Source organism: Rhodococcus wratislaviensis, assembly GCF_041228765.1.
Lineage (GTDB): Bacteria > Actinomycetota > Actinomycetes > Mycobacteriales > Mycobacteriaceae > Rhodococcus_F > Rhodococcus_F wratislaviensis.
In genome coordinates, this window is record NZ_CP150488.1 from 2,304,198 (window position 1) to 2,329,090 (window position 24,893).

25 protein-coding genes are annotated in these 24,893 nt (G+C 67.9%); 17 read left to right on the forward strand and 8 right to left on the reverse strand.

Going from position 1 to position 24,893, the window contains the following annotated elements:
• Nucleotides 1-30 precede the first annotated feature (30 nt).
• The 5 genes from WKC72_RS10370 to WKC72_RS10390 all read left to right on the forward strand — a co-directional run bounded on the left by WKC72_RS10370 (nucleotide 31) and on the right by WKC72_RS10390 (nucleotide 5,281).
• A complete protein-coding gene (locus WKC72_RS10370) occupies nucleotides 31-1,191 on the forward strand; it encodes a Rieske 2Fe-2S domain-containing protein (RefSeq protein WP_112300074.1) in 1,161 nt (386 codons plus the stop codon).
• 28 nt (nucleotides 1,192-1,219) lie between these two features.
• Nucleotides 1,220-2,401 carry an acyl-CoA dehydrogenase family protein gene (locus WKC72_RS10375; RefSeq protein ID WP_370182486.1) on the forward strand — a complete coding sequence of 394 codons (1,182 nt, stop codon included), beginning with the start codon at nucleotides 1,220-1,222 and terminating at the stop codon, nucleotides 2,399-2,401.
• A 37-nt stretch (nucleotides 2,402-2,438) separates the two neighbouring features.
• Nucleotides 2,439-3,344 carry a biphenyl-2,3-diol 1,2-dioxygenase gene (gene bphC / locus WKC72_RS10380; protein WP_268789533.1) on the forward strand — a complete coding sequence of 302 codons (906 nt, stop codon included), beginning with the start codon at nucleotides 2,439-2,441 and terminating at the stop codon, nucleotides 3,342-3,344.
• Nucleotides 3,345-3,515: 171 nt separating this feature from the next.
• Nucleotides 3,516-4,307 carry an IclR family transcriptional regulator gene (locus WKC72_RS10385; protein WP_037225931.1) on the forward strand — a complete coding sequence of 264 codons (792 nt, stop codon included), beginning with the start codon at nucleotides 3,516-3,518 and terminating at the stop codon, nucleotides 4,305-4,307.
• Between the two features lie 20 nt (nucleotides 4,308-4,327).
• Nucleotides 4,328-5,281: an alpha/beta hydrolase gene (locus WKC72_RS10390; RefSeq protein ID WP_370182490.1), complete on the forward strand. Its 954-nt coding sequence runs from the start codon at nucleotides 4,328-4,330 to the stop codon at nucleotides 5,279-5,281.
• On the opposite strand, the gene WKC72_RS10395 is transcribed toward WKC72_RS10390, so the two are convergent.
• Nucleotides 5,278-6,015 carry a PadR family transcriptional regulator gene (locus WKC72_RS10395; protein ID WP_037225928.1) on the reverse strand — a complete coding sequence of 246 codons (738 nt, stop codon included), beginning with the start codon at nucleotides 6,013-6,015 and terminating at the stop codon, nucleotides 5,278-5,280. The two genes, WKC72_RS10390 and WKC72_RS10395, sit on opposite strands and share 4 nt — an antisense overlap.
• Before the next feature lie 130 nt (nucleotides 6,016-6,145).
• Here WKC72_RS10395 and WKC72_RS10400 point away from each other — a divergent pair, with 130 nt between their 5' ends.
• From WKC72_RS10400 to WKC72_RS10440, 9 genes are all read left to right on the forward strand, one after another.
• On the forward strand, nucleotides 6,146-6,664 hold the full coding sequence (locus WKC72_RS10400; RefSeq protein ID WP_037225927.1) for a flavin reductase family protein: 519 nt from the start codon (nucleotides 6,146-6,148) through the stop codon (nucleotides 6,662-6,664).
• A 144-nt stretch (nucleotides 6,665-6,808) separates the two neighbouring features.
• Complete coding sequence (locus tag WKC72_RS10405; RefSeq protein WP_370182492.1) at nucleotides 6,809-8,500, forward strand: FAD-binding protein; 1,692 nt, start codon at nucleotides 6,809-6,811, stop codon at nucleotides 8,498-8,500.
• On the forward strand, nucleotides 8,501-8,755 hold the full coding sequence (locus WKC72_RS10410) for a hypothetical protein (protein ID WP_005258959.1): 255 nt from the start codon (nucleotides 8,501-8,503) through the stop codon (nucleotides 8,753-8,755).
• Between the two features lie 12 nt (nucleotides 8,756-8,767).
• Nucleotides 8,768-9,568: a mycofactocin-coupled SDR family oxidoreductase gene (locus WKC72_RS10415; protein ID WP_370182493.1), complete on the forward strand. Its 801-nt coding sequence runs from the start codon at nucleotides 8,768-8,770 to the stop codon at nucleotides 9,566-9,568.
• A 2-nt stretch (nucleotides 9,569-9,570) separates the two neighbouring features.
• Nucleotides 9,571-10,401 (forward strand): mycofactocin-coupled SDR family oxidoreductase, encoded by an 831-nt coding sequence (locus WKC72_RS10420; protein ID WP_370182495.1) that lies wholly within the window; start codon nucleotides 9,571-9,573, stop codon nucleotides 10,399-10,401.
• Nucleotides 10,402-10,505: 104 nt separating this feature from the next.
• The gene (locus WKC72_RS10425) at nucleotides 10,506-10,988 is read left to right on the forward strand and encodes a nuclear transport factor 2 family protein (RefSeq protein ID WP_037225917.1); all 483 of its coding nucleotides are present in this window, start codon (nucleotides 10,506-10,508) and stop codon (nucleotides 10,986-10,988) included.
• Nucleotides 10,988-11,749 (forward strand): SDR family NAD(P)-dependent oxidoreductase, encoded by a 762-nt coding sequence (locus WKC72_RS10430; RefSeq protein ID WP_037225914.1) that lies wholly within the window; start codon nucleotides 10,988-10,990, stop codon nucleotides 11,747-11,749. The genes WKC72_RS10425 and WKC72_RS10430 overlap by 1 nt, the downstream gene beginning before the upstream one ends.
• Nucleotides 11,750-12,019: 270 nt before the next feature.
• Nucleotides 12,020-12,886: a TauD/TfdA family dioxygenase gene (locus WKC72_RS10435; protein WP_128641359.1), complete on the forward strand. Its 867-nt coding sequence runs from the start codon at nucleotides 12,020-12,022 to the stop codon at nucleotides 12,884-12,886.
• A gap of 56 nt (nucleotides 12,887-12,942) precedes the next feature.
• Entirely contained in the window at nucleotides 12,943-14,478 is a 1,536-nt protein-coding gene (locus WKC72_RS10440) for a phospholipase C (protein ID WP_037225912.1), read from the forward strand.
• Nucleotides 14,479-14,488: 10 nt separating this feature from the next.
• Here WKC72_RS10440 and WKC72_RS10445 read toward each other — a convergent pair whose 3' ends face one another.
• A complete protein-coding gene (locus tag WKC72_RS10445) occupies nucleotides 14,489-15,472 on the reverse strand; it encodes a Gfo/Idh/MocA family protein (RefSeq protein WP_370182498.1) in 984 nt (327 codons plus the stop codon).
• Between the two features lie 116 nt (nucleotides 15,473-15,588).
• Nucleotides 15,589-17,004: an amino acid permease gene (locus WKC72_RS10450; RefSeq protein WP_037225908.1), complete on the reverse strand. Its 1,416-nt coding sequence runs from the start codon at nucleotides 17,002-17,004 to the stop codon at nucleotides 15,589-15,591.
• Nucleotides 17,005-17,274: 270 nt separating this feature from the next.
• Here WKC72_RS10450 and shiA point away from each other — a divergent pair, with 270 nt between their 5' ends.
• A complete protein-coding gene (gene shiA / locus WKC72_RS10455) occupies nucleotides 17,275-18,633 on the forward strand; it encodes a shikimate transporter (protein ID WP_370182499.1) in 1,359 nt (452 codons plus the stop codon).
• A gap of 67 nt (nucleotides 18,634-18,700) precedes the next feature.
• Here the strand turns inward: shiA and WKC72_RS10460 are convergent, their stop codons facing one another.
• From WKC72_RS10460 to WKC72_RS10470, 3 genes are read right to left on the reverse strand one after another with little or no spacing between them, the layout of a single operon-like run.
• Entirely contained in the window at nucleotides 18,701-19,480 is a 780-nt protein-coding gene (locus WKC72_RS10460) for an IclR family transcriptional regulator C-terminal domain-containing protein (protein WP_370182500.1), read from the reverse strand.
• 45 nt (nucleotides 19,481-19,525) lie between these two features.
• Nucleotides 19,526-20,350 carry an arylamine N-acetyltransferase gene (locus tag WKC72_RS10465; RefSeq protein ID WP_128641364.1) on the reverse strand — a complete coding sequence of 275 codons (825 nt, stop codon included), beginning with the start codon at nucleotides 20,348-20,350 and terminating at the stop codon, nucleotides 19,526-19,528.
• Nucleotides 20,351-20,381: 31 nt separating this feature from the next.
• Complete coding sequence (locus WKC72_RS10470) at nucleotides 20,382-20,972, reverse strand: hypothetical protein (protein WP_370182502.1); 591 nt, start codon at nucleotides 20,970-20,972, stop codon at nucleotides 20,382-20,384.
• Between the two features lie 104 nt (nucleotides 20,973-21,076).
• On the opposite strand from WKC72_RS10470, the gene WKC72_RS10475 reads away from it, so the two are divergent.
• Nucleotides 21,077-22,159, forward strand: coding sequence for a sorbosone dehydrogenase family protein (locus WKC72_RS10475; RefSeq protein WP_370182503.1), 1,083 nt, complete (start codon nucleotides 21,077-21,079; stop codon nucleotides 22,157-22,159).
• Nucleotides 22,160-22,198: 39 nt separating this feature from the next.
• Here the strand turns inward: WKC72_RS10475 and WKC72_RS10480 are convergent, their stop codons facing one another.
• The gene (locus WKC72_RS10480; RefSeq protein WP_037225897.1) at nucleotides 22,199-22,528 is read right to left on the reverse strand and encodes a hypothetical protein; all 330 of its coding nucleotides are present in this window, start codon (nucleotides 22,526-22,528) and stop codon (nucleotides 22,199-22,201) included.
• A gap of 120 nt (nucleotides 22,529-22,648) precedes the next feature.
• Between WKC72_RS10480 and WKC72_RS10485 the strand changes: the two genes are divergently transcribed.
• On the forward strand, nucleotides 22,649-23,500 hold the full coding sequence (locus WKC72_RS10485) for a spermidine synthase (protein WP_370182506.1): 852 nt from the start codon (nucleotides 22,649-22,651) through the stop codon (nucleotides 23,498-23,500).
• On the opposite strand, the gene WKC72_RS10490 is transcribed toward WKC72_RS10485, so the two are convergent.
• Complete coding sequence (locus tag WKC72_RS10490) at nucleotides 23,497-24,888, reverse strand: GntP family permease (protein ID WP_009475153.1); 1,392 nt, start codon at nucleotides 24,886-24,888, stop codon at nucleotides 23,497-23,499. The genes WKC72_RS10485 and WKC72_RS10490 overlap by 4 nt on opposite strands.
• Between the last annotated feature and the right edge of the window lie 5 nt (nucleotides 24,889-24,893).

The window sequence follows — 24,893 nt, forward strand, 5'->3', positions numbered from 1 at the left end:
TTCTTGACGTACAGCGAGGCGGAGGTAGACATGGCGCGCAACAGTGCCGTTGACGGCGACGAAGTCCGGATGATCGAAGTGGGATCGGCACCAACGCGTTTCGCGCGCGGGTGGCATTGCCTGGGGCTGGCGAAGACCTTCCGGGACGGCGCCCCGCATCAGATCGATGCGTTCGGGACGTCGCTGGTGGTGTTCGAGACGTCCGACGGGACCCTCAGTGTGCTCGACGCCTACTGCCGCCACATGGGTGGCAACCTGGCGCACGGCACCGTGAAGGGCGATTCCATCGCGTGCCCGTTCCACGACTGGCGCTGGGGCGGCAACGGCAAGTGCACGGGGATCCCGTATGCGCGACGCGTCCCGCCGCTGGCGCGGACCCGGGCCTGGACGACCATCGAGCGCAACGGGCAGCTCTACGTGTGGAACGACCCGCAGGGTAACCCGCCGCCCGCCGACGTGACGATTCCCGAGATCGAGGGATTCGGCTCCCCGGAATGGACCGACTGGACCTGGAATTCGCTGCTCGTCGAGGGCTCGCACTGCCGCGAGATCGTCGACAACGTGGTGGACATGGCGCACTTCTACTACGTCCACTTCTCGTTCCCGCGCTACTTCAAGAACGTCTTCGAAGGGCACGTGGCCACCCAGTACATGCAGTCGACGCCCCGCCACGACATCTCGGTGGGCACCAGCTACGACGACCCCAATTCGACGCTGCGTTCGGACGCGTCGTACTTCGGCCCGTCGTACATGATCGACAAGCTGTGGAGCGAAGCGAACGGCATGATGATCGAGACGGTGCTGATCAACTGCCACTACCCGGTCAGTGCCGATTCGTTCGTCCTGCAGTGGGGCGCCATGGTGAAGAAGCCCGAGGGGCTGTCGGACGAGGTCGCGAACGGCATGGCTGCCCAGTTCGCCGAGGGCGTGGAACTCGGGTTCAAGCAGGACGTCGACATCTGGCTGAACAAGTCGCGCATCGACAACCCGCTGCTGTCGGAGGAGGACGGGCCGGTGTACCAGCTGCGTCGCTGGTACCAGCAGTTCTACGTGGATGTCGAGGACATCACCGACGACATGACCAAGCGCTTCGAATTCGAGATCGACACCACCAGGGCGGTGCAGAGCTGGGAGGCGGAGGTCGCCGACAACCTCGCCAACGGCGTCGTGCCGCTCGACACCAACGCCTGAGCCGGCACCGAGAAGAAGGACACGACAGATGACCCACGAGGTTCTCGACAACATCATGGCGATCGCGGATCAGCTCCGCGATCAGGCCCCCGAGGCCGAGCGCATCGGCCGGCTGCCCGACGACACGGCGAAGAAGCTCCGCGAGGCCGGACCGATCAAGCTGCTCCAGCCCGGCAAGTACGGCGGCTACGAGTCTCACCCCCGCGAGTTCGCGGAGACGGTGATGGCCGCCGCGTCCCTCGACCCGGCGACGGGATGGGTGTGCGGCATCGTCGGCGTGCACCCCTGGCAGCTGGCGTTCGCCGACCCGAACGTGCAGGACGAGGTGTGGGCGGCCGACAACGACACCTGGATGGCCTCGCCCTACGCACCGACCGGGATCGCGACCCCGGTCGACGGCGGCTACCTCTTCAGCGGACGCTGGCAGTTCTCGTCGGGAACCGATCACTGCGACTGGATCTTCCTCGGCGCGATGCTCGGCGACAAGGACGGCGCGATGGCCCTGCCGCCGAAGATGCTGCACATGATCCTGCCGCGCAGCGACTACGAGATCGTCGAGGACTCGTGGAACGTCGTCGGGCTCAAAGGCACCGGGTCCAAGGACATCATCGTCCGGAACGCCTTCGTCCCCGACTACCGGGTGATGGACGCCGACGAGGTCATGAACGGCACCGCGGTGCAGAAGTTCGGGCGCACCGAGACGCTGTACAACATGCCGTGGTCGACGATGTTCCCGCTCGGGATCTCCTCCGCCGTGGTGGGAATCGCGGAGGGCGCCCTGGCCGCTCACCTCGACTACCAGCGCGACCGTGTCGGAGCGCAGGGCACTGCGATCAAGGACGACCCCTACGTGCTGTTCGCCGTGGGCGAGGCCGCGGCCGACATCAACGCCGCCCGCCAGGAACTGCTCGCCAACGTCGACAGGATCTGGGACCTCGTCGAGTCGGGCAGGGAAGTCACGTTCGAGGACCGCGCGGCCGGGCGCCGGACGCAGGTGCGTGCCGCGTGGCGGGCGGTCACCGCCGTGGACCAGATCTTCGCTCGCTCCGGAGGCAACGCGCTGCGCATGGACAAGCCGCTGCAGCGGTACTGGCGGGACGCGCACGCCGGCCTGGCACACGCCATCCACGTGCCGAGCACCGTCTACCACGCCTCGGCGCTCAGCTCGCTCGGCCTCGACCCGGCCGACAACCTCAAGTCGATGATCTGACCGCCGTCGGACCTCGAAAACAGTAGAAGGACAACACATGACAGACATCAAGGGGCTTGGCTACGTCAAGATCCAGACCAACGACCTGGAGCGGTGGCGCACGTTCGCGTTCGACGTGCTCGGATTCGCCGAGGGTTCGGGCCCGGACGAGGACGCCCTGTACCTCCGCATGGACGAGCGCGCGGCCCGCATCGTGATCGTGCCGGGCGAGACGGACGAGGTCGTCACCATCGGGTGGGAGGTTCGCGATCACGCAGGCCTGGTCCGCGTCCAGGAAGCGGTCGAGGGTGCCGGGATCGCCGTCAAACCGCTGTCGGTGGAAGAGGCCGACGCTCGCCGCGTCGAAGAGGTCGTCACGTTCCAGGATCCGACCGGTGCGACGATCGAGATCTTCCACGGCGCGGTACTCGACCACAGCCCGGTGGTGACCCCGTTCGGCGCGAAGTTCGTCACGGGGCCGCAGGGTCTCGGCCATGTGGTGCTTCCGGTGATGGATTTCAGTGGTGCGTTCGACTTCTACACCGAGGTGCTCGGCTTCCTGCCCCGCGGCGCCTTCCGCATCCCGGCACCGCCGGAGTTCGGCCCGATGCGGGTGCGCTTCCTGGGCGTCAACGAGCGTCACCACAGCCTGGCGCTGTGCCCCGCACCGCACGGCGGCGCGCCGGGTCTGGTGCACATCATGGTGGAGGTCGACACGCTCGACGCCGTCGGGCAGGCGCTCGACCGCGTCGTGAAGGACGGATTCTCCGTCTCCTCGACCCTCGGCCGTCACACGAACGACAAGATGGTGTCGTTCTACGTGCGGGCCCCCGGCGGCTGGGACATCGAGTTCGGCACCGAGGGCATGAAGGTGGACGAGAAGTACTACTCCGCGGAGGAGATCACCGCCGACAGCTACTGGGGCCACGACTGGTCCGGAAGCGAGCCGCTGGCGGCCATGTAAAGGGGTGTCCGGGCCTGGTGTGCGTATCTGCTCGATGCGTGCGCCGGGCCTTTGGGCTGTTCGGGGCCCGTCATCCAGCACTATTGCAAATAGGTATATGCCTATTTATAGTAAGTGTCGCCAGTCACACACCGCGTCGCCGCACCGAGCAGCGCCGCTACGGAGGTCCCCATGACGACGACACTCAGCCCCACCCCCACCGCCGGCCTCGATCGCGCCGCCCTTCTCCTCGACGCCTTCGACGGCCCGGGCAGGCTCACGCTCGCGCAGATCGTGCGCCGCACGGGGCTTCCGCGCTCCTCCGCGCACCGGATGCTCGAACGTCTCGTCCAGCTGCGGTGGCTCCGCCGGGAGGGCCGGGACTACGAACTCGGCATGCGGCTGTTCGAACTCGGGTCGCTGGCCGTGCACCAGGACCGCCTGCACCGGGCCGCCCTGCCCTTCCTGCACGAACTCCACCGCCTCACCGGGCACGCCGTGCACCTCGCGGTGCTCGAGGGGATCGACGTCGTCTACCTGGAGAAGATCGCCGGACGGTTCGGAGTCGGACTGCCGTCCCGCGTCGGCGGCCGCCAGCCCGCGCACTGTACGAGTGTCGGCAAGGTGCTGCTGGCCCACTCGCCCGAGTCCGTGGTCGACCGCGTCGTCGAAGCGGGCCTGCCGCGCAGCACACGATTCAGCATCGACTCACCCGCCGCGTTCCGCGCCGAGTTGCAGAAGACCCGCGAACGCGGAGCGGCCTACGACCGGGAAGAGGATCTCGTCGGCGTCAGCTGTGTCGCCGTGCCGGTGGGCACAGAGGACAACGTGGTCGCGGCCATTTCCGTGTGCGGTCCCAGCAGCCAGATCAAGCTCGATCACCGCCTGACCGCGCCGATTCGCATGTCCGCCAAGGGCACCTGGCGTAACTACATGTCGACCGCGACGCCGGCCGCCGGACGCACCGACCGATACTCCGCCTGAGGCGGGACGAAGGAGCACGAATGCCGCTCGACGAGCAGGCCGAGACCATCCTCCGGGGACTGAACGAGAACTTTCCCCGGGTGGAGACCATGACGGGCGCCCAGGCGCGAGCGGCAACCAAGGCGGGACGCAAGGCCGTCGCCGACCCCGAGCCGGTCGGTAGTGTGCGCGACCGGGAGATCCCCGGTGGGTCCGGACCGGTTGCCGTGCGGATCTATTCGCCGGCGGGGCACCCCGCGGAGTCCCTGCCCGTCGTCGTCTTCTTCCACGGCGGCGGGTTCGTGATCTGCGACCTCGACAGCCACGACGGCTTCTGCCGCGCGATGTGCAACGGGATCGGCGCCGTCGTCGTCTCCGTCGACTACCGACTCGCCCCGGAAGCGCAGTTTCCCGCCGCAGCAGACGACGCCTACGCGGCGACGTGCTGGGTCGCGCAGCACGCCCGCGAGTTCGGCGGCGATCCGGACCGTCTTCTCGTCGCAGGCGACAGCAGCGGGGGCAACCTCGCGGCGGTCGCGGCGCTGATGGCCCGGGACAGGGAGGCCCCCGCCGTCGCCGGACAGCTACTCGTCTACCCCGTCATCGAACCGGTCTTCGACACCGAGTCCTACGAGCAGTTCGCGGAAGATCACTTCCTCACCCGCTCTGCGATGCAATGGTATTGGGATCAGTACCTGCCCACGCACCGCGAGGCCGTGCCCGCCTATGCCGCCCCGGTACGGGCCGAGGACCTCGGCGGGCTCCCACCCGCGATCGTGATCACCGCCGAACGCGACCCCCTCCGGTACGAGGGGGAGAAGTACGCCGCGGCACTCGCCGACGCCGGTGTCCCCGTCCAGTGCCGGCGGGTCGAGGGAATGTTCCACGGATTCTTGACGATCGACGCGATGGCCGCGGCGCAGACCGCGCGGGGAGAACTGTGGCCTCAGCTCCGGACTCTGATGGCGGAACCGGTGCACACCCCGTCCGACTAGTCTTCGCGCTCCGCCTCGTCGTTCGCGTCCCGGGCCGCCTTCATCGCGGCCTGGTACTCCTGCTGCGCTGCCCGGGAGCGCCGGATCGAGTGTGATGCGGTCGGTTTCGGCACACCGGGATGTTCCGGCGTCCCTTCGCCGTGCATCCGTTCGACTGCCTCGTCGATGTCGGCGAGCATCTGCTTCGCGAGCTCGCTCTCGGCCGCGTAGTACCGCTCGGACCACTTGTTGACCATGTGCGCGAACGCCCACGTGGGTTCGACGTCCGAATCGCGGGCGTCGAGTGCGGCCTGCCTGCTCATCCCCTCCACGTACGAGATGTGCTCCTCGAGTGCTTCTTTGAGCTGCTCCGGCTCCGTGAGGTGACCGAGCCACATGCGCAGCATCACCCCGTGCTTGAGGACGGGCGGATCGATCGGCGCCTCCCGCGCCCACCTGCGCATGACGTCCATGCCCGCGTCCGTGATCTTGTACAGCCGCTTGGGTTTCACCCGGGCCTCGTCGTCCACGACGGTCCGCGACGTCACGTATCCCAGGTCCTCGAGCTTCTTCAGCTCCGAGTACACCTGACTGAACGACGGGCTCCAGTAGAAGAAACGCACACTGTACGACGCCCACTTCTTCAGGTCGTAGCCGGACAGCTCTTCGCCGAACGACAGGATGCCGAGTACCGGCCAGCTCGTCGATCGGAGGCCGGCGAACCCGGAACTCTGTGTGGGGTCGGACGATGGCATTTCCCGAGCCTATCAACCGCGCGCCGGTTGCCGGACAGCGCGAAACCCTGCCGCTGGGCGGGACGAGGCATTCCCCGCCGGAAGGCACCGCGGCCAGGCTGAACGCAACCCGTCGATCCGAGGAGACACGATGACCCGAACCGAAGAACCCGTGCCGCCGGTGGCACGACGCATCGACCCCGCCGAACTCAAGTCGGTGCTCGGACACTTCTGCACCGGCGTCACGGTGATCACCGCACACGACGGCGAGAGCCCCCACGGCTTCACGTGCCAGTCCTTCGTGTCGCTGTCGCTGGACCCGCCGTACGTGTCGTTCAGCCCCGCACGGACGTCGACCAGCTGGCCCCGGCTGCGGGCGAGCGAACACATCTGCGTCAACGTCCTCGCCCACGACCAGCGCGACGTGTGCGGGACGTTCGCGACGAGCGGCGCCGACAAGTTCGCCGACGTCGGGTGGTCGCACGCCCGCAACGGTGCCCCGGCACTCGACGGCGTGCTGGCCAGGGTGCAGGCCACCGTCGAATTCGAGCACGACGCCGGTGACCACACCATCGTCGTCGCGCGCGTCACCGGCCTGGACGTGCTCAGGGATGCGCCGCCGCTCCTGGTGTACCGCGGTGGGCTCGGCATCTTCACCGCGGCCACATAGCCGCGCTTTCTCCCGCTCCGCGGCGGTGCCGCTGTCTCCCGCTCGGCGGCGGTGCCGCTGTCTCCCGCTCCGCGGGAAAGGCTGTGGGAAAAAGCAATTGACACCGGCAGGGTGTGATCGAGACCACTTCGGAAGGTGTGCACGATGAGCGTAGACGAGCAGAACTGGGACCGGGAGGTAGATCTCCTGGTGATCGGCAGCGGTGCCGGTGGAATGACCGCCGCCCTCGCCGGGGCCGAGCGAGGACTCGACACCCTCGTCGTCGAAAAGTCCGGGGTGTACGGCGGTTCGACGGCACTGTCGGGTGGCGCCCTGTGGATTCCCAACTCGCCGATCCTCGTCCGTGAAGGCCGCGCCGACGACCCCGGCGACGTCCGGAAGTACCTGGAGTCGATCGTCGGCGACAGCGTGCCGGCCGAGCGCCTCGACGCGTACATCGAGCAGGGGCCGGCCATGATGCGGTTCTTCGAACAGAACTGCCCGCATCTCCGGTTCTCGTGGTGCGAGGACTATTCCGACTACCACCCCGAGAACGTGGGCGGACGGCCGAAGGGGCGGACGGTCGAGCCGTTGCCGTTCGACATGAACCAGCTCGGCGCCGACGGCGACCTGCAGCGGCCGAACTCGCTCGCGATGCCGGGTGGGCTGTACATGACGTCCACCGAGTTCCGCCACCTCAACATGGTCTTCCGCACCTGGGCCGGACGCAGGACCGCGCTCGGTGTCGGCTGGCGTTCGGTCGTGGCGATGCTGCGGCGCAGGCGGATGGAGACCCTGGGGCAGGCCCTCGTCGGCCGGCTGCGGCTCACGCTCCAGGAGGCGGGGGTTCCGCTGTGGCTGAACTCCCCGCTGAAGGGTCTGATCACGGACGAATCAGGAGCTGTCACGGGCGCGGTCGTCGAGTCCGGGGGACGGGAACTGCGTATCCGCGCCCGCCGCGGCGTCATGATGGCCACCGGCGGATTCGAGCAGAACGAGGAGATGCGGAAGCAGTACCTCCGGGAAGGCGGCAAGGACAACTACAGCGCCGGCTCACCCGACAACACCGGAGACGGAATCGTCGCGGGGGAGCAGGTCGGCGCCGCCGTCGATCTGATGGACGACGCCTGGTGGATGCCGTCGTTCCGGCGGCCGGACGGCGTCATGCACGTCCTCGTGTCGGAGCGCTCGATCCCGCCGTCGCTGATCGTCGACCAGCACGGCAAGAGGTTCACCAACGAGGCGTCCCCGTACGTGTCGTTCGTCCACGACCAGATCGCCGGTGGTCACGACCCCGTGTGGTTCGTGTTCGACTCGAAGGCCAAGAGCCGCTACCAGTTCGGTGGTGTGATGCCCGGGCAGAAGTTCCCCGCGGAATGGTTCGAGACGGGGCTGATGCAGCGAGCCGCATCCCTCGGCGAACTCGCGCAGAAGATGGGTGTTCCCGCGGGCTCGCTGTCCGCGGAGATCACCCGGTTCAACGGTTTCGCTCGGGCGGGAATCGACGCCGACTTCGGTCGCGGCGACAGCGCCTACGACCGGTACTACGGCGACCCGCGACTGCCCAACCCGACCATGGACGAGGTCGACAGGGCCCCGTACTACGCGGTGCGGATGGAAGCCGGCGACCTCGGCACCAAGGGCGGGCTCGTGTGCAACGAACACAGCCAGGTGTGCCGCAGCAGCGGGGAGCCGATCCCCGGGCTCTACGCCACCGGCAACACGTCCGCGTCCGTGATGGGCAACGACTATGCCGGTGCGGGCGCGACGATCGGTCCCGCGATGGTGTTCGGCTGGGTCGGCGCTCGGCATGCAGCCGGGGCGGGGCCCCGCAATGTGACCGGGGCGGTGAGCTGAGTGCTTCCCGTCGAATGCCGGCGCTGCGGTAACGCGGTGCTCGTGGAGAAATACAGCGAGGCGCACACGAGCGTGCAGTGGCTGGGCGACGCCGAGCAGACCTGCCCGGAGTTCGCCCGGCGCGCGCAGGAGGGGGAGCACTCGATGTTCGTCCCCACCTGCGGTGCGCTCCGCGGATCGATCGACGATGCGGTGGAGGACGGGCGGGTGGGGCTCTCCCTGCGCAGTTACCCGACTCCCGGCCGCCTGGATTAGAGGGGACAACCGATGTCACGGATGGCAGGCAAGGTCGCCTTCATCACCGGTGCCGGGAACGGCATGGGACGCAGTCACGCGGTCCGGCTCGCGGAGGAGGGCGCCGATGTCGTCGTCGTCGATCTGCCGTCGGCCGAGGCGGATCTCGCCGAAACCGGAAGGCTGGTCGGCGAACTCGGCCGGCGGGCGGTCACCGCCCACGCCGATGTGCGCGACCCGTCCGCGTTGCGGGCGGCCGTCGATGCCGGAGTCGCGGAACTGGGCCCTCTCGACGTCGTCGTCGCGAACGCGGGTGTCTGCGACAACCCCGGCCCGGCGTGGACGATCGACGACGCGGTCTGGCACCGATCGCTCGATGTCAACCTCACCGGCGTCTGGAACACGGCGAAGGCCGCGGTGCCGGCGATGCGGGACGGCGGCGGTTCCGTCGTGATCGTCAGTTCGACCGCAGGCATCAAGGCGGTGGCCGGGGCCGCCCACTATTCGGCGTCCAAGACCGCTGTGGTCGGGCTGGCCCGGACCCTCGCCAACGAATTCGGACCGCAGTTCATCCGGGTGAACGTGCTGCATCCCGGTGCCGTCGGCACCCGCATGACCCTGAACCCGGAGACGATGGCACGGCTGCGGCCGGACCTCGAGAATCCGACCCCGGACGACGTCGTCCCCGTCCTCGCGGCGAACCACATGCTGCCCGTTCCGTGGCTGGACTCGCGGGACGTCAGCAATGCGCTGCTGTTCTTGGCCTCGGACGAATCGCGATACATCACCGGCACACAACTCGTGGTCGACGCCGGACTGACCCAGAAGGTGTAGAGATGACAGGTCGAGTGAACGGAAGAGTCGTCCTGGTCACCGGTGCCGCACGCGGGATCGGCCGGGCGCAGGCGTTGCGATTCGCACAGGAGGGTGCGGACGTCGTCGCCGTCGACCTGTGCGGCCCGGTCGGCACGGTGGTGACGCCACCGGCGAGCCCGGAGGATCTCGAGGAGACCGCGAAACTGGTCCGGGACACCGGCCGCCGGATCGTGACCGCGCAGGTGGACGTGCGTGACGGAACGCCGCTCGCCGAGGCGGTCACCGCGGCGGCCGGCGAGCTGGGCGGCCTGGACTTCGTGTGCGCCACGGCAGGCATCACATCCTCGGGTGCCGCGCTGGACCTCGACTCCGAGACGTGGCAGACGATGCTCGACGTCAATCTGACGGGGGTGTGGCAGACGTGCAGGGCGGCGGCCCCTCACCTGATCGAGCGGGGCGGCGGGGCGATGGTCCTGACGAGCTCCATCGCCGGTCTGCGCGGGCTCGTCGGCGTCGCCCACTACACCGCGGCCAAGCACGGGGTGGTGGGTCTGATGCGGTCGCTGGCCAAGGAACTCGCGCCGCACCGGGTGCGGGTCAACAGCGTGCATCCCACGAACGTGGACACGGACATGATCCAGAACGACATGGTGCGGCGGGCGTTCCGGCCCGACCTCGAGCACCCCACCCGTGAAGAGTTCGCGGCGGCCGCCGTGACGATGAACATGCTGCCGATTCCGTGGATCGAGCCGGTCGACGTGGCCAACGCCGCACTGTTCCTGGCCTCGGACGAGGCGCGGTACATCACGTCCGTCGCCCTGCCGGTCGACGCGGGCAGCGTCAGCCGATGACCGCCTCGGGCAGCGTCGGCCGGTAATCCCCGAGTCCGCCCCCACGCCTGGCGATCCGTGGTAGAACAGGTGTCAGTTTCGGGGGCGGACGAAGGGTGAATTCCGTGGATCTCGAGGCCGTCGCCGCGATCAGCAGGCTCAAATACGCGTATCTGCGGGCCCTGGACACGAAATGCTGGGACGAGTTCGCCGACACTCTCCTTCCCGACGCGACCGCGAACTACGGTGAGCATCTCGCGTTCGAGTCGCGGGACGCGCTGGTCGACTTCATGAAGTCGAATCTGGGGCCGCAGACCATCACCGAACACCACTGCGGTCACCCGGAGATCGACGTCGACGGCGACACGGCGACCGGACGCTGGTACCTGTCCGACACCGTGCTGATCCCGGAACACGGCATGGTGCTGCGCGGGGCGGCGTTCTACTCCGACCGCTACGTCCGCGGACCGGACGGCCGATGGCGGATCGCCCACACCGGATACGAGCGCACCTACGAGGCGGTGATGTCGCTGTCCGACATTCCCAGCTTCCGGCTCACGTCCAACCGGTGGGCAGCGGACACGGAACCCGGCAAAGGAGACTCGTGATGGGAACATTGGACGGCAAGGTCGCGCTCATCACCGGCGCCGGTCAGGGCGTGGGCGCCGGTATGGCGTTCGCACTGGCCAAGGAGGGCGCCCGGATCGCGGTGGTCGGGCGAACGGAGGCGAAACTCGTCGACACGTGCACCGCCATCGCCGACTTCGGCGGCGACGCCGAGCCGATCGTCTGCGACGTCAGCAAACGCGATCAGCTCGGCCCGATGGTCGACCGGGTCGTGGACCGGTTCGGCGGCATCGACATCCTCGTCAACAATGCCAACGCGAGCGCGCTCGGACCGCTCCTCGACATCACTCCGAAACTATTGGACCGTGCCATGGCCGTCGGCCCGGTGGCGACCCTGTTCCTCATGCAGCTGTGCTACCCGCACCTGAAGGCGCGCGGCGGCGGCTCGATCATCAACCTCGTCAGTTCCTCGGCGGTGCGGTGGGACACCAGCGGATACGGGCTCTATGCGGCCACCAAGGAGGCGATGCGCTCGCTCACCCGGACCGCGGCCAGCGAATGGGGACCCGACGGAATCCGCGTCAACGCGATTGCGCCGCATGCACTGTCGCCAGGTCTGAAATGGTGGACGGAGAACAACCCCGAGGAGGCCGCCGAGTTCGTGAAGTCGATCCCGCTCGGCCGGATCGGTGATTGCGAGCAGGACATCGGGCGTGCCGTCGTCTTCCTCGTGGGCGCCGACGCCGGTTACCTGTCGGGTGCCACCATCCCGCTGGACGGTGGTCAGGCGCGCTGGAGCTGATCGCCGCCGATTGCCCCGAGCTTGCTCATTTCCCTGCCATCCGGTAGGAATTGCTTCGTGCATACGACTCACCTGGTGCGACGCCTGACCGTCGACCTGTGCCGTACGTGCGCCAATATCTGTTGTTGCTGATGGTCCGGCGCGCGTACCGCGTGCTGTCCACTCCTCGGTAGCCTCCGGCATCCGGTCATTCCTCACGCATTCTCCGCGTTCGCAGGTCCGGGCCGGTGCGCCCGTCTCCAGGCTCGATCACCTTCGCGGAAAGACACCATGAGCACTGCATTCGAAACCAGAACGGCGTCGCTGACGCTCGACAAGTTCGGCCCCCACTTCGGCGCCGAGATCATCGGCCTGGACGTCGCGTCCGCCACCGACGACGAGGTGGCCGCGATCCGTTCGGCGTTGACCGAACACAAGGTGCTGGTCCTGCGGGGTCAGTCACTCGACGACACGAGCCACATCGAGTTCGGTCGCCGTCTCGGCCGGCTGACCGCCGGGCACCCCGTCCACGACAGCGGGGACGTCGCGCAGGAGGTGTACGCACTCGACAGCCAGGACAACGGTTTCGCCGACGTGTGGCACACCGACGTGACGTTCATGAAGCGACCGCCGCTGGGGTCGATCCTCCGCCCCGTCGTCCTCCCACCGCACGGCGGCGACACCAACTGGGCCGACAGCCAACTGGCGTACGAGTCGCTGTCGCTGCCGATCCGTCAGATGATCGACCAGCTGACCGCGGTGCACGACGGCAACCGCGAGTTCGGGTACTACCTCGCGCAGAAGCGTGGCGGCAAGGGAAACGTCTGGGACGGTGAGGAAGTCACCGCGCTCGTGCCCATCGAGCATCCCGTCGTTCGGGTTCACCCTGAGACGGGACGCAAGGGCATCTTCGTGAACCCGGGCTTCACGTCCCACATCGCCGGAGTGTCCGAGGCGGAGAGCCGCGGAATACTCGACTTCCTTTATGCACACCTGACCAAACCCGAGCACATCGTGCGGCACCGCTGGCGTCTCGGCGACCTCGTGCTGTGGGACAACCGCAGCACCGCGCACTACGCCAACCGCGACTACGGAACCCAGCACCGCGTCATGCACCGCATCACGTTGGAAGGTGACGTGCCTTTCGGCCCGCAGTAGAGCAACCTCCGCATTCGCCGGGCGGGCGGAGTCCGCAGCGACTACCGTCACGATCCGTGACCCCGGCATCGGACATCTCACGACGCAAGTTCCTCGCCTCCGCCGCAGCGGCCGGCGGCGCCGCCTTCCTCAGCTCGTGGGCGGGCCCGGTGATCGACCGCGCCTATGCACAGGACCCGGGCGGTAGCGGGTCGCTGAACGACATCGAGCACTTCGTCTACCTCATGCAGGAGAACCGCTCGTTCGACCACTACTACGGCACGCTGTCGGGGGTACGCGGCTTCGACGACCCGTCACCGGCGTGGCAGCAGTACGGCTGGACGCCGGGTGCCGGGCCCACCCCGACCGGGTTCCTCAACCCGTTCCGGCTCGACACCACGCAGGGCACGCACCTCGACGGCGAATGCATCAACGACCCCACCCACTCGTGGGGTCCGCAGCACGACGCGTGGAACGGCGGCGCGATGGACCGGTGGATGCCGGTGCACATCGCGCACGAGGGGCCGCTCAACGGCCCCGCGACGATGGGCTACTACACGCGAGCCGACATCCCGGTGCACTACGACCTCGCCGACGCCTTCACGATCTGCGATCACTACTTCTGCTCGGTTCTCGGACCGACGGACCCGAACCGGCTGTACTGGATGACGGGCACGATCGACCCGGACGGGCTGGCCGGTGGGCCGCTGGTCGAGACGCCGACGGTGATCCCCAAGTTCGTCTACTCGTGGCGCACCTATCCGGAGAACCTGCAGGAGGCCGGCGTCAGCTGGAAGGTGTACGCCAACAAGGACCTCGGCCCCGTGTCGAGTGTCGCGCTCGACGGGATGCTCGGCTGCTTCACGCAGTACAGCGACCCGAATTCGGAACTCGCTCGCCGCGGTCTCGATCCGACGTACCCCAACGACTTCCGGGCCGATGTCGCGAACGGCACCCTGCCCGCGGTGTCCTGGATCGTGCCCAACATCTTCACCTGTGAGCATCCGGCGCTGCCCCCGGCCGCGGGCGCGGTCGGGATCGTCGAGGTACTCGACATCCTCACGTCGAACCCGGCGATCTGGGAGAAGACGGCGCTGATCATCAGTTACGACGAGAACGGCGGCTTCTTCGACCACGTCACCCCGCCCACACCGCCGCCGGGCACCCCGGGCGAATATCTGACGGTTCCGCTGAACACGGTGTCGGAGAGCGAGAACAATCCGGGTCCGATCGGCCTCGGTTTCCGGGTGCCGTCGCTGATCGTCTCGCCGTACAGTCGCGGCGGCCTCGTCGCGTCCGACACGTTCGACCACACGTCGCAGCTCCGGCTGCTGGAGAAGCGGTTCGGCGTGCCCGTCCCCAATCTCACCGACTGGCGCCGCGGCGCCGTCGGCGACATGACGTCCGCGTTCGACTTCTCGTCCGCACCGAACGCCGGCGTTCCCGCGATGACCGACCCCGGGCCACGCCTGCAGGCGGCGATCGCGCAGTGCGGGCCGAACGTGGCCGCGGGGACGCTCAACGCCGGTGCACCCTACCCCGTCCCGCCGAATTCGATGCCCGTGCAGGAACAGTCCCCGCTGCGGCGTCGCCCCAGCGGGCTGATCATGTAGCGGCCTCCCCTCAGAGGCGCACCGTCCGGCCCTCGTCGATCGACTGCAGGACGGCCAGTGCGGCGGTCACCGAACGCAGTCCGTCGTGTCCGGTCGCCACGGGTTCACCGTCACCGTCCCCATTGACGGCGTCGACGAACGCCCGGATCCCCGGTGCGTACAGGTTGTCGACGGGCTCGAGCGGGACGGTCGTGTCCTGACCGTCCGCAACGATCCGCAGCGTTCCGGTGGGATCCGGGCGCATGCAGTCGCCTGCGACGAGAGTGCCCGTGGTTCCGTGGATCTCGAAACCGGTCACGGCGCCCGGGACCGTGTACGCGTCGTGGAGGGAGAACAGGGTGGAACTGCCGAGGACGCCGCTCGTCATCACGGCGTCCGCCGGACCCTCGCTGAGTCTCTGGCACACCCCCACCGCCGTCACCTTCGTCGGTTCCATTCCGGTGACGAAGCGGAGCGTGTCGAGGTCGTGCACCGCGAGGTCGAGGACGACTCCGCCGCCGACACCGTCGAGACGCCACCCACGCAGGGCCTGGCGCAGCAGAATGGCGTTGCTGACGCGCACCGACAGGATGTCGCCGATCGCGCCCTCCGCCAGCATCTTTCGCGCCGCGCGATGAACGGGGTGATTGCGGAGATGATGGTTGGTCGCGAAGACCACCCCCGCTGCCGCGGCCGCGTCGACCATCTTCTGCGCCTGAGTGACGTCGAAGGAGAGCGGCTTCTCGCACAGCACGTGCAGACCCGCGTCGATCGCGGCCATGGCGTGGTCGAAGTGCTTGTCGTTGGTCGACGAGATGTAGGCCGCCTGGACGTCCCCGCCCACCGCTTCGCGCAGGTCACCGGTGGCGGCCTCGATGTCGTGGGTCCGCCGGTAGTCCTCCGCGCGTGCCGCGTCGCCGCTGAGCACGACTGCCGCGGTCTGCCCGCACTCGCGCAACGCGGGGATCACGCGTGTGGCAGCGATGTTGCTCGCGCCCAGAATCGCCCACCTCATGAGCTTCGGTCCTTCCTCGGGCCGGTGGGTCCGGCCGTTCCTCGGCGGGACTGTACGCCGAGTTCCGAGAGCGCACTACTGTTCGATATGCGAACAGCGCGGCGTGGGGTCCGAGCTCAGGGGCGGAGGGCGTCGACCTCTTCGCCGGAGGTCGAGGGGTCCGGCGTCTCGTCGACGGCCCCGCGCGTGCGCTGACGGTAGATCCCGATTCCGACCACGACCACGGCGAGTCCCATCGAGACGTACATCTGGCTCCTGGTCTCCGGCAGCACGAGCATGCCGACGCAGAGCGCGATGATGGCGGCGATGGTGCACCACGTCAGGTACGGGAACAGCCACATCTTCAGCGACAGGTCCTTGCCCTCCGCCTCGAGGCTGCGCCGCATGCGCAGCTGCGACACCGAGATCGCCAGCCACACGAACAGGGCGATCGCGCCCGAGGAGTTGACGAGGAACAGGAACACGGTGTCCGGGTACAGGTAGTTGAGGCCGACGGTCAGGAATCCCACGACCGTCGAGACGAGCACGGCCTGGCGCGGAACGCCGGACGATCCGATCTTCGACAACGAGGCCGGGGCGTCGCCGCGCCGGGAGAGCGAGAAGATCATCCGGCTCGCCGTGTACAGGCCGGAGTTCAGACAGGACAGCACGGACGTGAGCACGACGACGTCCATGATGTTGCCGGCCGCGGGAATGCCGAACGAGTCCATGACGGCGACATACGGGCTCAGCGCGACGGAGGCGTCGTCCCAGGGGAGCAGCGTCACGACGACGGCGATGGAGCCGATGTAGAAGATGAGGATCCGCCACACGACCGAGCGCACGGCGTTGCGCACGGCGGCCACGGGGTTCGCGGATTCGCCGGCGGCGATGGTCGCGATCTCGGCGCCGAAGAACGAGAACACGACGACGAGCACTGCCGCGAATACGGCACCTGCCCCGTTGGGGAAGAACCCGCCGTGACCGGTGAGGTTGGTGAGTCCGGGTGCTTCGACGCCGGGCAGGGCTCCGCAGATCGCGAGGACGCCCAGCACCAGGAAGATGACGATCGCTGCGACCTTGATCGATGCGAACCAGAACTCGAACTCGCCGAACGACTTCACGGACGCGATGTTCGTCAGCGTGAGCAGCACCATCAGGATCAGTGCCCAACTCCACTGCGGGACGTCGGGGATCCAGCGGTTCATGATGACGGCACCGGCCGTCGCCTCGATGCCGAGGACGATGATCCAGAACCAGGCGTAGAGCCAGCCGATGCTGAAGCCGGCCCAGCGGCCGATCGCGCGGTCGGCGTACGCCGAGAACGATCCCGTCTCGGGGTTGGCGGTCGACATTTCGCCGAGCATGCGCATCACCAGGATGACGACGATGCCTGCGAGTGCGTATGCCACGAGAACGCCGGGGCCCGTCTCGCGGATCGCGACCCCGGAGCCCACGAAGAGGCCTGCGCCGATCACCCCCGCGATAGCGATCATCGAGAGGTGCCGCTTCTTCAGCGTGTGCTGAAGCTGCGGATCGGTGGTTCCAGACATGGAGAAATCCCTTCGGCGCTACTCCGGGTGTGATGTGCGTCGCTGATCCGGAAAGTGTGTACGAGCCGAGGGGGCCGGGGTACCGCCGATTCGGTGAAATTCGCGCGGCCGGGATAGACGAAACGGCAGTACCACGCATCTGCACGGTCTCGACTGTCTGCCTTGACAACGCGGAAACGCTATGGCTACCGTCACATTATTCAACCAGCGGACATGCGTTCGGTATGCGAACAGAGCGTGTCCGGCACCAACGTAGGACGGGACATCGGAATGAGCGATCACGCCTTCACCCCGGCAGCCGAGAAGCAGGCGCGACGAGCAGCGCTGAGCAGTTTCGTCGGCGCGGTCATCGACTGGTACGACTTCCTGCTCTACGGGTTGGTCGCGGCACTGGTCTTCAACTCGGAGTTCTTCCCGAACGTCAGCCCGGCGATCGGCACGCTCGCCGCGTTCGCGACGTTCGGCGTCGGATTCCTGTTCCGGCCGCTCGGCGGCGTGGTGTTCGGCCACTACGGCGACCGCATCGGACGGAAGCGGATGCTGATCCTGACCGTGCTGATCATGGGCACGAGCACGGCCCTGATCGGACTGCTGCCGTCGTTCGGGTCGATCGGCTGGTGGGCACCGGTCCTGCTCGTCACACTGCGCGCCATCCAGGGCTTCGCCGTCGGCGGCGAGTGGGGTGGGGCCGCGCTGATGGCCGTCGAGAGCGCGCCGCCGAAGAAGAAGGCGTTCTACAGCAGCGGAGTGCAGGTCGGCTACTCGGTGGGGCTCATCCTCGCCACCGGATTCGTCATGCTCATGAGCAACCTGACCACCGAGGACGCATTCAGCCAGTGGGGTTGGCGGGTTCCGTTCGTCGCCAGCGTCGTCCTGGTCGGTATCGGTCTGTGGATCCGTGCCGGAGTCCAGGAGAGCCCCGAATTCGTCGAGAAGGTCGAGAAGATCGAGGAGGAGCAGACCGCGCAGGACAAGAAGCGGATTCCGCTCGTCGAGGCACTGCGCAACCACCCGAAGGCATTCCTCCAGATCATCGGTCTGCGGTTCGCCGAACTGTTCTCCATGTACATCGTGACCACGTTCGCGCTGAGCTACTCCACTCAGGAACTGGGGATGGAGCGCAACTTCATGCTCAACGTCGGCCTGCTCGTCGGTGCGGTGGGAATCGGCACCATCCCGCTGTTCGCGTGGCTGTCCGACAAGCACGGCCGGCGACGCGTCTACATCCTCGGCGCACTGATCGGCGCGGTGTGCGCGTTCCCGTTCTTCGTCTTCCTCGAGAACGGGTCGATGATCGGCACCGTCATCCTCGCCGTGCTCCTCGTCAACATCTCCCACGACATGGTCGTCAGCGTCCAGCAGCCGCTGTTCACCGAGATGTTCGGGGCCGAGTACCGGTACAGCGGCGCGGGCGTCGGGTACCAGGTGGCCAGCGCGATCGGCGGCGGCTTCACCCCGTTCATCGCGGCGGCCCTGGTCACCGCCAGCGGCGGGTCCTGGCACCTCGCGGCCGTGTACCTCGCCGGTGGTTGCATCGTCAGCGCGCTCATCGCCTGGCGACTGCAGCCCGATTCGAGTGCCGACACGTCGGATGCCGTCACTCGAGCCAAGCTCGAGAACGCGCACTGAATATTGCTGCCGCAGTTGGTGTGGCCCGGCAGTGGGGGTAAACAGAGCAGGCGCGCCGCGTAGACGGTCAGCCGAGGGACAGGTCGGAACCGATCCGCTCCGCGGTCGCGACCAGCTTCGGCACCACCGACACAGCGACGTCGTCCCGCGTGTACTGGGTGCCCTGCAGCGACGAGTTGAGGGCGGCGACCACGGCGCCCGTCCGATCCCGGATGGGAACGGCCGCGCCGCGGATGCCGATCTCGAGCTCGTTCTCCGACATCGACCAGCCGTCCGCGGCAACCTTCCGGACCTCGGCGCGCAATTGTTCGGCGTCGGAGATCGTGTGCTGGGTGAAGGCCTGGAATTCGGTGGTCTTCAGGTAGTCGTCGAGCGCGTCGGCCGAAAGTCCCGCCAGCAGAACCCGTCCCGTCGATGTCGCGTACGCGGGGAACCGCATGCCCACCGTGATGGAGATGCGAATGATCCTCGGCGAGCGGACCCGCGCCACGTACACCACGTCGGGACCGTCGAGGATGGTGACGGAGATGGTCTCGCCCAGTTCCTTCGCGAGAGCCTCGATGTGCGGGTCGGCGACCTGCGGCAGTCGCAGCGCGGCGAGGTACGAGAAGCCGAACCGCAGCACCCGGGGCGTGAGCGAGAAGTTGCGTCCGTCGAGACGCAGGAAACCCTTGTCCACCAGGGTGAGCAGAATCCGGCGCGCCGTGGACCGGGTGATCCCGACAGCCTGCGCCACCTCACTCAGTGTGCGTTCCCGGTGCTGCTCGTCGAAGCATTCGAGAACGCTCAGGCCGCGGTCCAGGGACTCGAGGAAATACCGTTCCCCCGACGCGGGCTGCTCGGCCACCTCAGCAGCCACCTGTTTCGCACACGCCGTCATGGTACCGGGCGACTAGCTGTGCCGGAGCCGGCCGAACGCCGCACCCAGTGACGGCAGTCCGCTCGTGTCGATGAGGAAATCGGTCTCGAGGCTGTCCCGGAGTTCGTCGACGGACGCCAGTTCGCGCCTCTCGGACGCACCGCCGAGGTGGTGCACCGTCAGTCGCGTACCGGCCAGGGCGTAGCGGCGGTCCTCCGTGGCCCGCGCCGCCATCAGTCCGGTCACGAAATGCGATCCGGGCCAGGTCGACAGGTACCAGTTGGGCGCCTCGTAGTCGACGGGGAACTGCCTGGTGAGATCGAATCGGTAGACGGTCCGCCACTCGTCGCCGACGAGCGCCTGCATCGCGTAATCGCCGTCGACGTCGACCAGCCGGAACGGTTCCAGCGGAGTGTCCTGCACGGTGCCCAGTTCGAGGCGCAACGTGGTGTTGAGGGTCATGCCGCCGAACCCGACGTCGATGAGCCGTCGCTCGCCTGCGACGTCGACGAGCAACAGCATGTGCGAGCGCGGAGTGACCGCATCGATCGGAGATCCCCATAGAACCCGCGCGGCGAGCGGCGTGACGTCGAATCCGATTTCGAGCAGGACCGCCCGCAGCAGGAGATTCTGTTCGAAGCAGTAACCGCCTCTTCGTGATTCGACCAATTTGTGTTGAAGCGAGGGCAGGTCGAGCCGGTTCGGTGTGCCGAGGAACGGGTCGAGGTTCTCGAACGGGATCGACCGGGCGTGATGTGCGGCAAGCTGGTTCAGTGTCGCGGTGGTCGCGGATCGGTCGCCGTCGTACCCGATCCGTTCGAAGTACCGCTCGAGGTTCAGATCGCCCGCAGTGGCCATGGAGCACAGTGTAAGCGCGGCGAATGACCGATCAGGCGTCGTCGGGCGCGGTTGCCGCGAGGTAGGCGGCGCCGCGCGGCGAGATCCGGTACCCGACGTCGAGGCTGTGCGTCAGCCCCAGGTTCTTCAGCTTCCGGACGTCCCGCTTGAACGATTGCGTCTCACGGCCGAGGCTCTCCGCGAGATCGGGTGCGCGGCGGCCCGGGTTGTCGGCGACGAGCTGCAGAATCGTGCGCGTCCACGGGCCGTGACTGCTCCGCGTGTCCAGGCGCTCCAGACGCTGCGCGATCTCCGCGATCGCGTCGTCCGCGAGGTCGTCGTCGCTGCTCAGCGCGACGCGGGGGTCCTCGCCGACCCACTCGAGTCCGATGCGGTACACCGGCTGTCCGGGGGCGCCGCGCAGCGCGGCCAGCGCCTCGGCGACGGAGGCGGCACCGGCGCGGCGGGCGTCGTCCTCGGTGATTCCGTCCGGGTCGACAGTCGTGATCGAGCTGATCCGGACCATTCCCGAGACCGTGTGGAATTCCGAGCCCTCGAGCACCCGAGGTGCGGCCCAGCGGCGGAAGGCGACCGTGACGGTGCCGTCCGCCACCCCCTGCGCGACCTTCTGCGGAAGGATCACCCGCCGTCACCTCCTCATGTGAGTGGCGATGCGTGGTCGAGGATACTTTGCCACTCACCTGGGGGAGGATGGACAGGGTGCGGTCGTGCGACGGGAGGACACCCATGGGACGGCGACTTTTCTCGGCTGCGGCGTTGCTGGTGGTCGTCACGTGCGCGGCGGCATGCCAGTCCGAGGGTAGTTCCGCGCAGCCGTCGCCGACCACCGCGGTCGCCGCACCGGCAGACACCGAGCCCACGGTGATCGCCGCCGACCTCGACGTGCCGTGGGGGATCACGCTCCTGCCGGACGGGACGGCGCTGATCGCGGAACGGGACAGCGGCGCGATCCGGCACCTGCAGGCGAACGGCGGCACGACCGTGATCGGTGAGGTGCCCGGTGTGGCGGCGCAGGGTGAATCGGGGCTGCTGGGGCTGGCCGTCTCACCGGCCTACGCAACGGACCAGACGATCTATGCGTACCTCACCACGAACGACGACAACCGGGTGGTCGCCCTGCGTTTCGACGGTCGCAGCCTCGGCGAGCCGGCCCCGATCCTGACGGGGATCCCCGCCGGATCGATCCACGACGGTGGCCGGATCGCGTTCGGCCCGGACGACAAGCTGTACGTCGCCACCGGTGAAGCCGGTGACCGGCCACGCGCCCAGGACCCGTCCTCGCTCGGCGGCAAGATCCTGCGGATCAACCCCGACGGGTCCATCCCGGCCGACAATCCCACCCCCGGATCACCCGTGTGGTCGCTCGGCCACCGCAACGTGCAGGGCCTCGCGTGGGACGACGCGGGCCGGCTGTGGGCCACCGAGTTCGGGGCGAACACCTGGGACGAGGTGAACCTGATCGAACCCGGCGGCAACTACGGATGGCCGGAAGTCGAGGGGCAGTCGGACGAGGCGAGCTTCGTCGACCCGGTGGTCCAATGGTCCACCGGCGAGGCGTCCCCGTCCGGGCTCGCGTTCCAGGACGGCGCGCTGTGGGTCGCGGCGCTGCGCGGCGAACGGCTGTGGCGGATCCCGGTGGCCGGGGACGGCTCACTCGGCGAACCGCAGTCGCTGTTCGAAGGCGAGTACGGGCGACTGCGTACCGTCGTCGCGACACCCGACGGTGCCGTCTGGTTCAGCACCAGCAACCGCGACGGTCGCGGCGATCCGGCGGAGGGCGACGACCGCATCCTCATGCTCCGCCCGTGAGTACTTGTTAACCGCCCGCGGTTAATAAGTACTCACGGGTCAGGAGTTCCAGGGGACGATCGGCGGCTTGACCCACATGATCTTCTCGTCCCGGTGCGCCGGGGTGGCGGCGGGATGGTCGGGGTGGCGTTCCGCCCATGCCGATTTCTGCTCGAGCAACTCGACCACGGTCAGCCACGTCTCCATGGTGCTGGGCGGGTTCGACCCGGCCTCCCGGGCGAGTTTCCGCAGCGTGCCGTCGGTGAGGTCGAGGAGTTCCTGACCGCTGATTCCGCGATCCCACACATACCGCGCGAGTCCCATCGCCTTCTCGCGACGTCGCTTCGCAGCGCCTTCGGTGTGCGCGAAGTCGACTTCCTGAGGTTCCATCGTCTTCCCTTCTCGTGCGCGTCACCACGGTAGGTCACCCGTGTCTCGTCCCGGTATCGTGGGAGGACGATTCTCGCAGCAGACGCGAGCGGACGGTGCGAGCAGTAGGGAAGACGGTCGATGGGCAGGCAGCGCGGCGGTCGGGCTGCCCGGACAACGGACGGGGGTCCCGTCGCCGGCGTGTACCCGATCGACACGGGCACGTGCGAACTCACCGAAGACCACCTCAATCCGCACGGCTGGGTGCTGAAGGTGAACGGAGTCGAGAGTTCCCACATCGACCTGTCGGACCCCACGCACCTCGATTTCGAGTACATGCGGTGGATCGCCGAACTGGTCGCGTCGCACTGGGGAACGGACCAGCGGGTGCGGGCCCTGCACCTCGGTGGCGGCGCCTGCTCACTTGCCCGGCATCTCGCCGCCCGGTATCCGGACGCCCGGCAGGTGGTGGTCGAACTCGACGGCAGACTCGCCGAATTGGTGCGGGACTGGTTCGACCTGCCCCGGGCCCCACTGCTGCGACTGCGGGTGGGTGAGGCGCGGGCGGTCACCGAGACGTTGACGGAGTCCAGCCGCGACCTGATCGTGCGCGACGTGTTCGCGGGCAACACGACCCCGGCGCCGCTGACGACGTCGGAGTTCACCGGCCACGTGCGACGAGTGCTGGCACCCGGCGGGATCTACGCGGTCAATTGCGGCGACACCCGCGACCTCGTCCTGGCGCGCCGGGAGGCGGCGACCATCGGCAGCGTGTTTCCGTCCACCACGGTGATCGCCGATCCGGCCATGCTCAAGGGCCGCCGTTACGGCAACATCGTGATCGCGGGCAGCGACGTGCCGATCGGCGACGACCCCGCGCTCGTCCGCACACTGCTGGGCGGTGGTGTGCCTGCCCATGTCTGGGACGACCGGCAGGTGCGGACGTTCGCCGGTGCGGCGCGGGTGCTGCGCGATGCGGACTCCGGGAGCTAGACGAGCACCCAGATCAGCGAGGCCATCGCGAAGCCCACAACCGACAGGATGGTTTCGAGCACCGTCCACGTCTTCAGGGTGTCTTTCACCGACATGTTGAAATACCGTGACACGATCCAGAATCCGCCGTCGTTGACGTGGCTGGCGATGATGGATCCGGCCGACACGGCGATCACGATCAGGGCGATCTGCGGGGAGGAGTAATTCCCGGCAGCGATCGAGGGTTCGATGACGCCTGCGGTGGTGACGATGGCGACGGTCGCCGAACCCTGGGCGATGCGGAGTGCGCAGCTGATCAGGTACGCGGACAGGATGACCGGGAGACCGAGTGCGTCCATCGAGTCGGCCAGGGCCTGCCCGACTCCGGTGGCCCGCAGCACCGCGCCGAAGAACGCTCCGGCACCGACGACCAGCAGGATCATGCCGACCGGCTTCAACGCCGCCGCGGACATCGCACCGATCTCCTGCGCCGTGATTCCGCGCCGGGTACCGAGCAGGTACAGCGCCAGCAGGACGGCGATGGTCAGTGCGATCGTGGGTGTGCCGAGGAAGATGAGGACCGACAGCAGTGTCGAGCCTTCTTCGAGGACCACGTTGCCGACCGTCGCACCGAGGATCAGCACCATCGGCACGAGGATGATGAACGAGATCAGCCAGAGCGGCGGCGGGTTCTTGTCGGCTTCCTTCTCCTCCGGGATGAACTCGTCCGGGACCTCGATGATCACGCGCTTGCCGATCCAGCTACCCCAGACGACGCCACTGACGAACCAGGCGGGGATGCCGCAGGCGAGGCCCATGATGATGATCCAGCCCATGTCGACGTGCAGCAGACCGGCCGCGGCGACGGGTCCGGGGTGCGGGGGCAGGAACGCGTGCGTCATGGACAGGCCGGCGAGCATCGGCATCGCGTACATCACCAGCGACTTGCCGCCGCGCTTCGCCGCCACGTACACGAGCGGGGCGAGGATGAAGATGCCGATGTCGAAGAAGACCGGGATGCCCAGCACCAGGCCGGTGACACCCATCGCCAGCGGAGCGCCCTTGGGGCCGAACAGCTTCAGTAGACGTTCGGTCAGGACGTCGGCTCCGCCGGAGCGTTCCATCATCGCGCCGAGGACGGTGCCCAGGCCGATGATCGGGGTGATGTGCCCCAGGATGCCGCCGAAGCCCTTCTCCAGAATCGAGTCGGCCGCCGACGTCGGTGTGCCGACCAGTTCGACCACCGACACTCCCGCGATGAGCGCGACGCCGACACCGACGACGATCAGTGCGATGAACGGCTCGAGCTTCAGCTTGATGATGAGGATCAACAGCACGGCGATGGATACCGCTGCGAGAGTGAGTAGTCCGGCTGTGTCGTGCTGCAGCCAGTCGACGAACGACGTCATTGCGT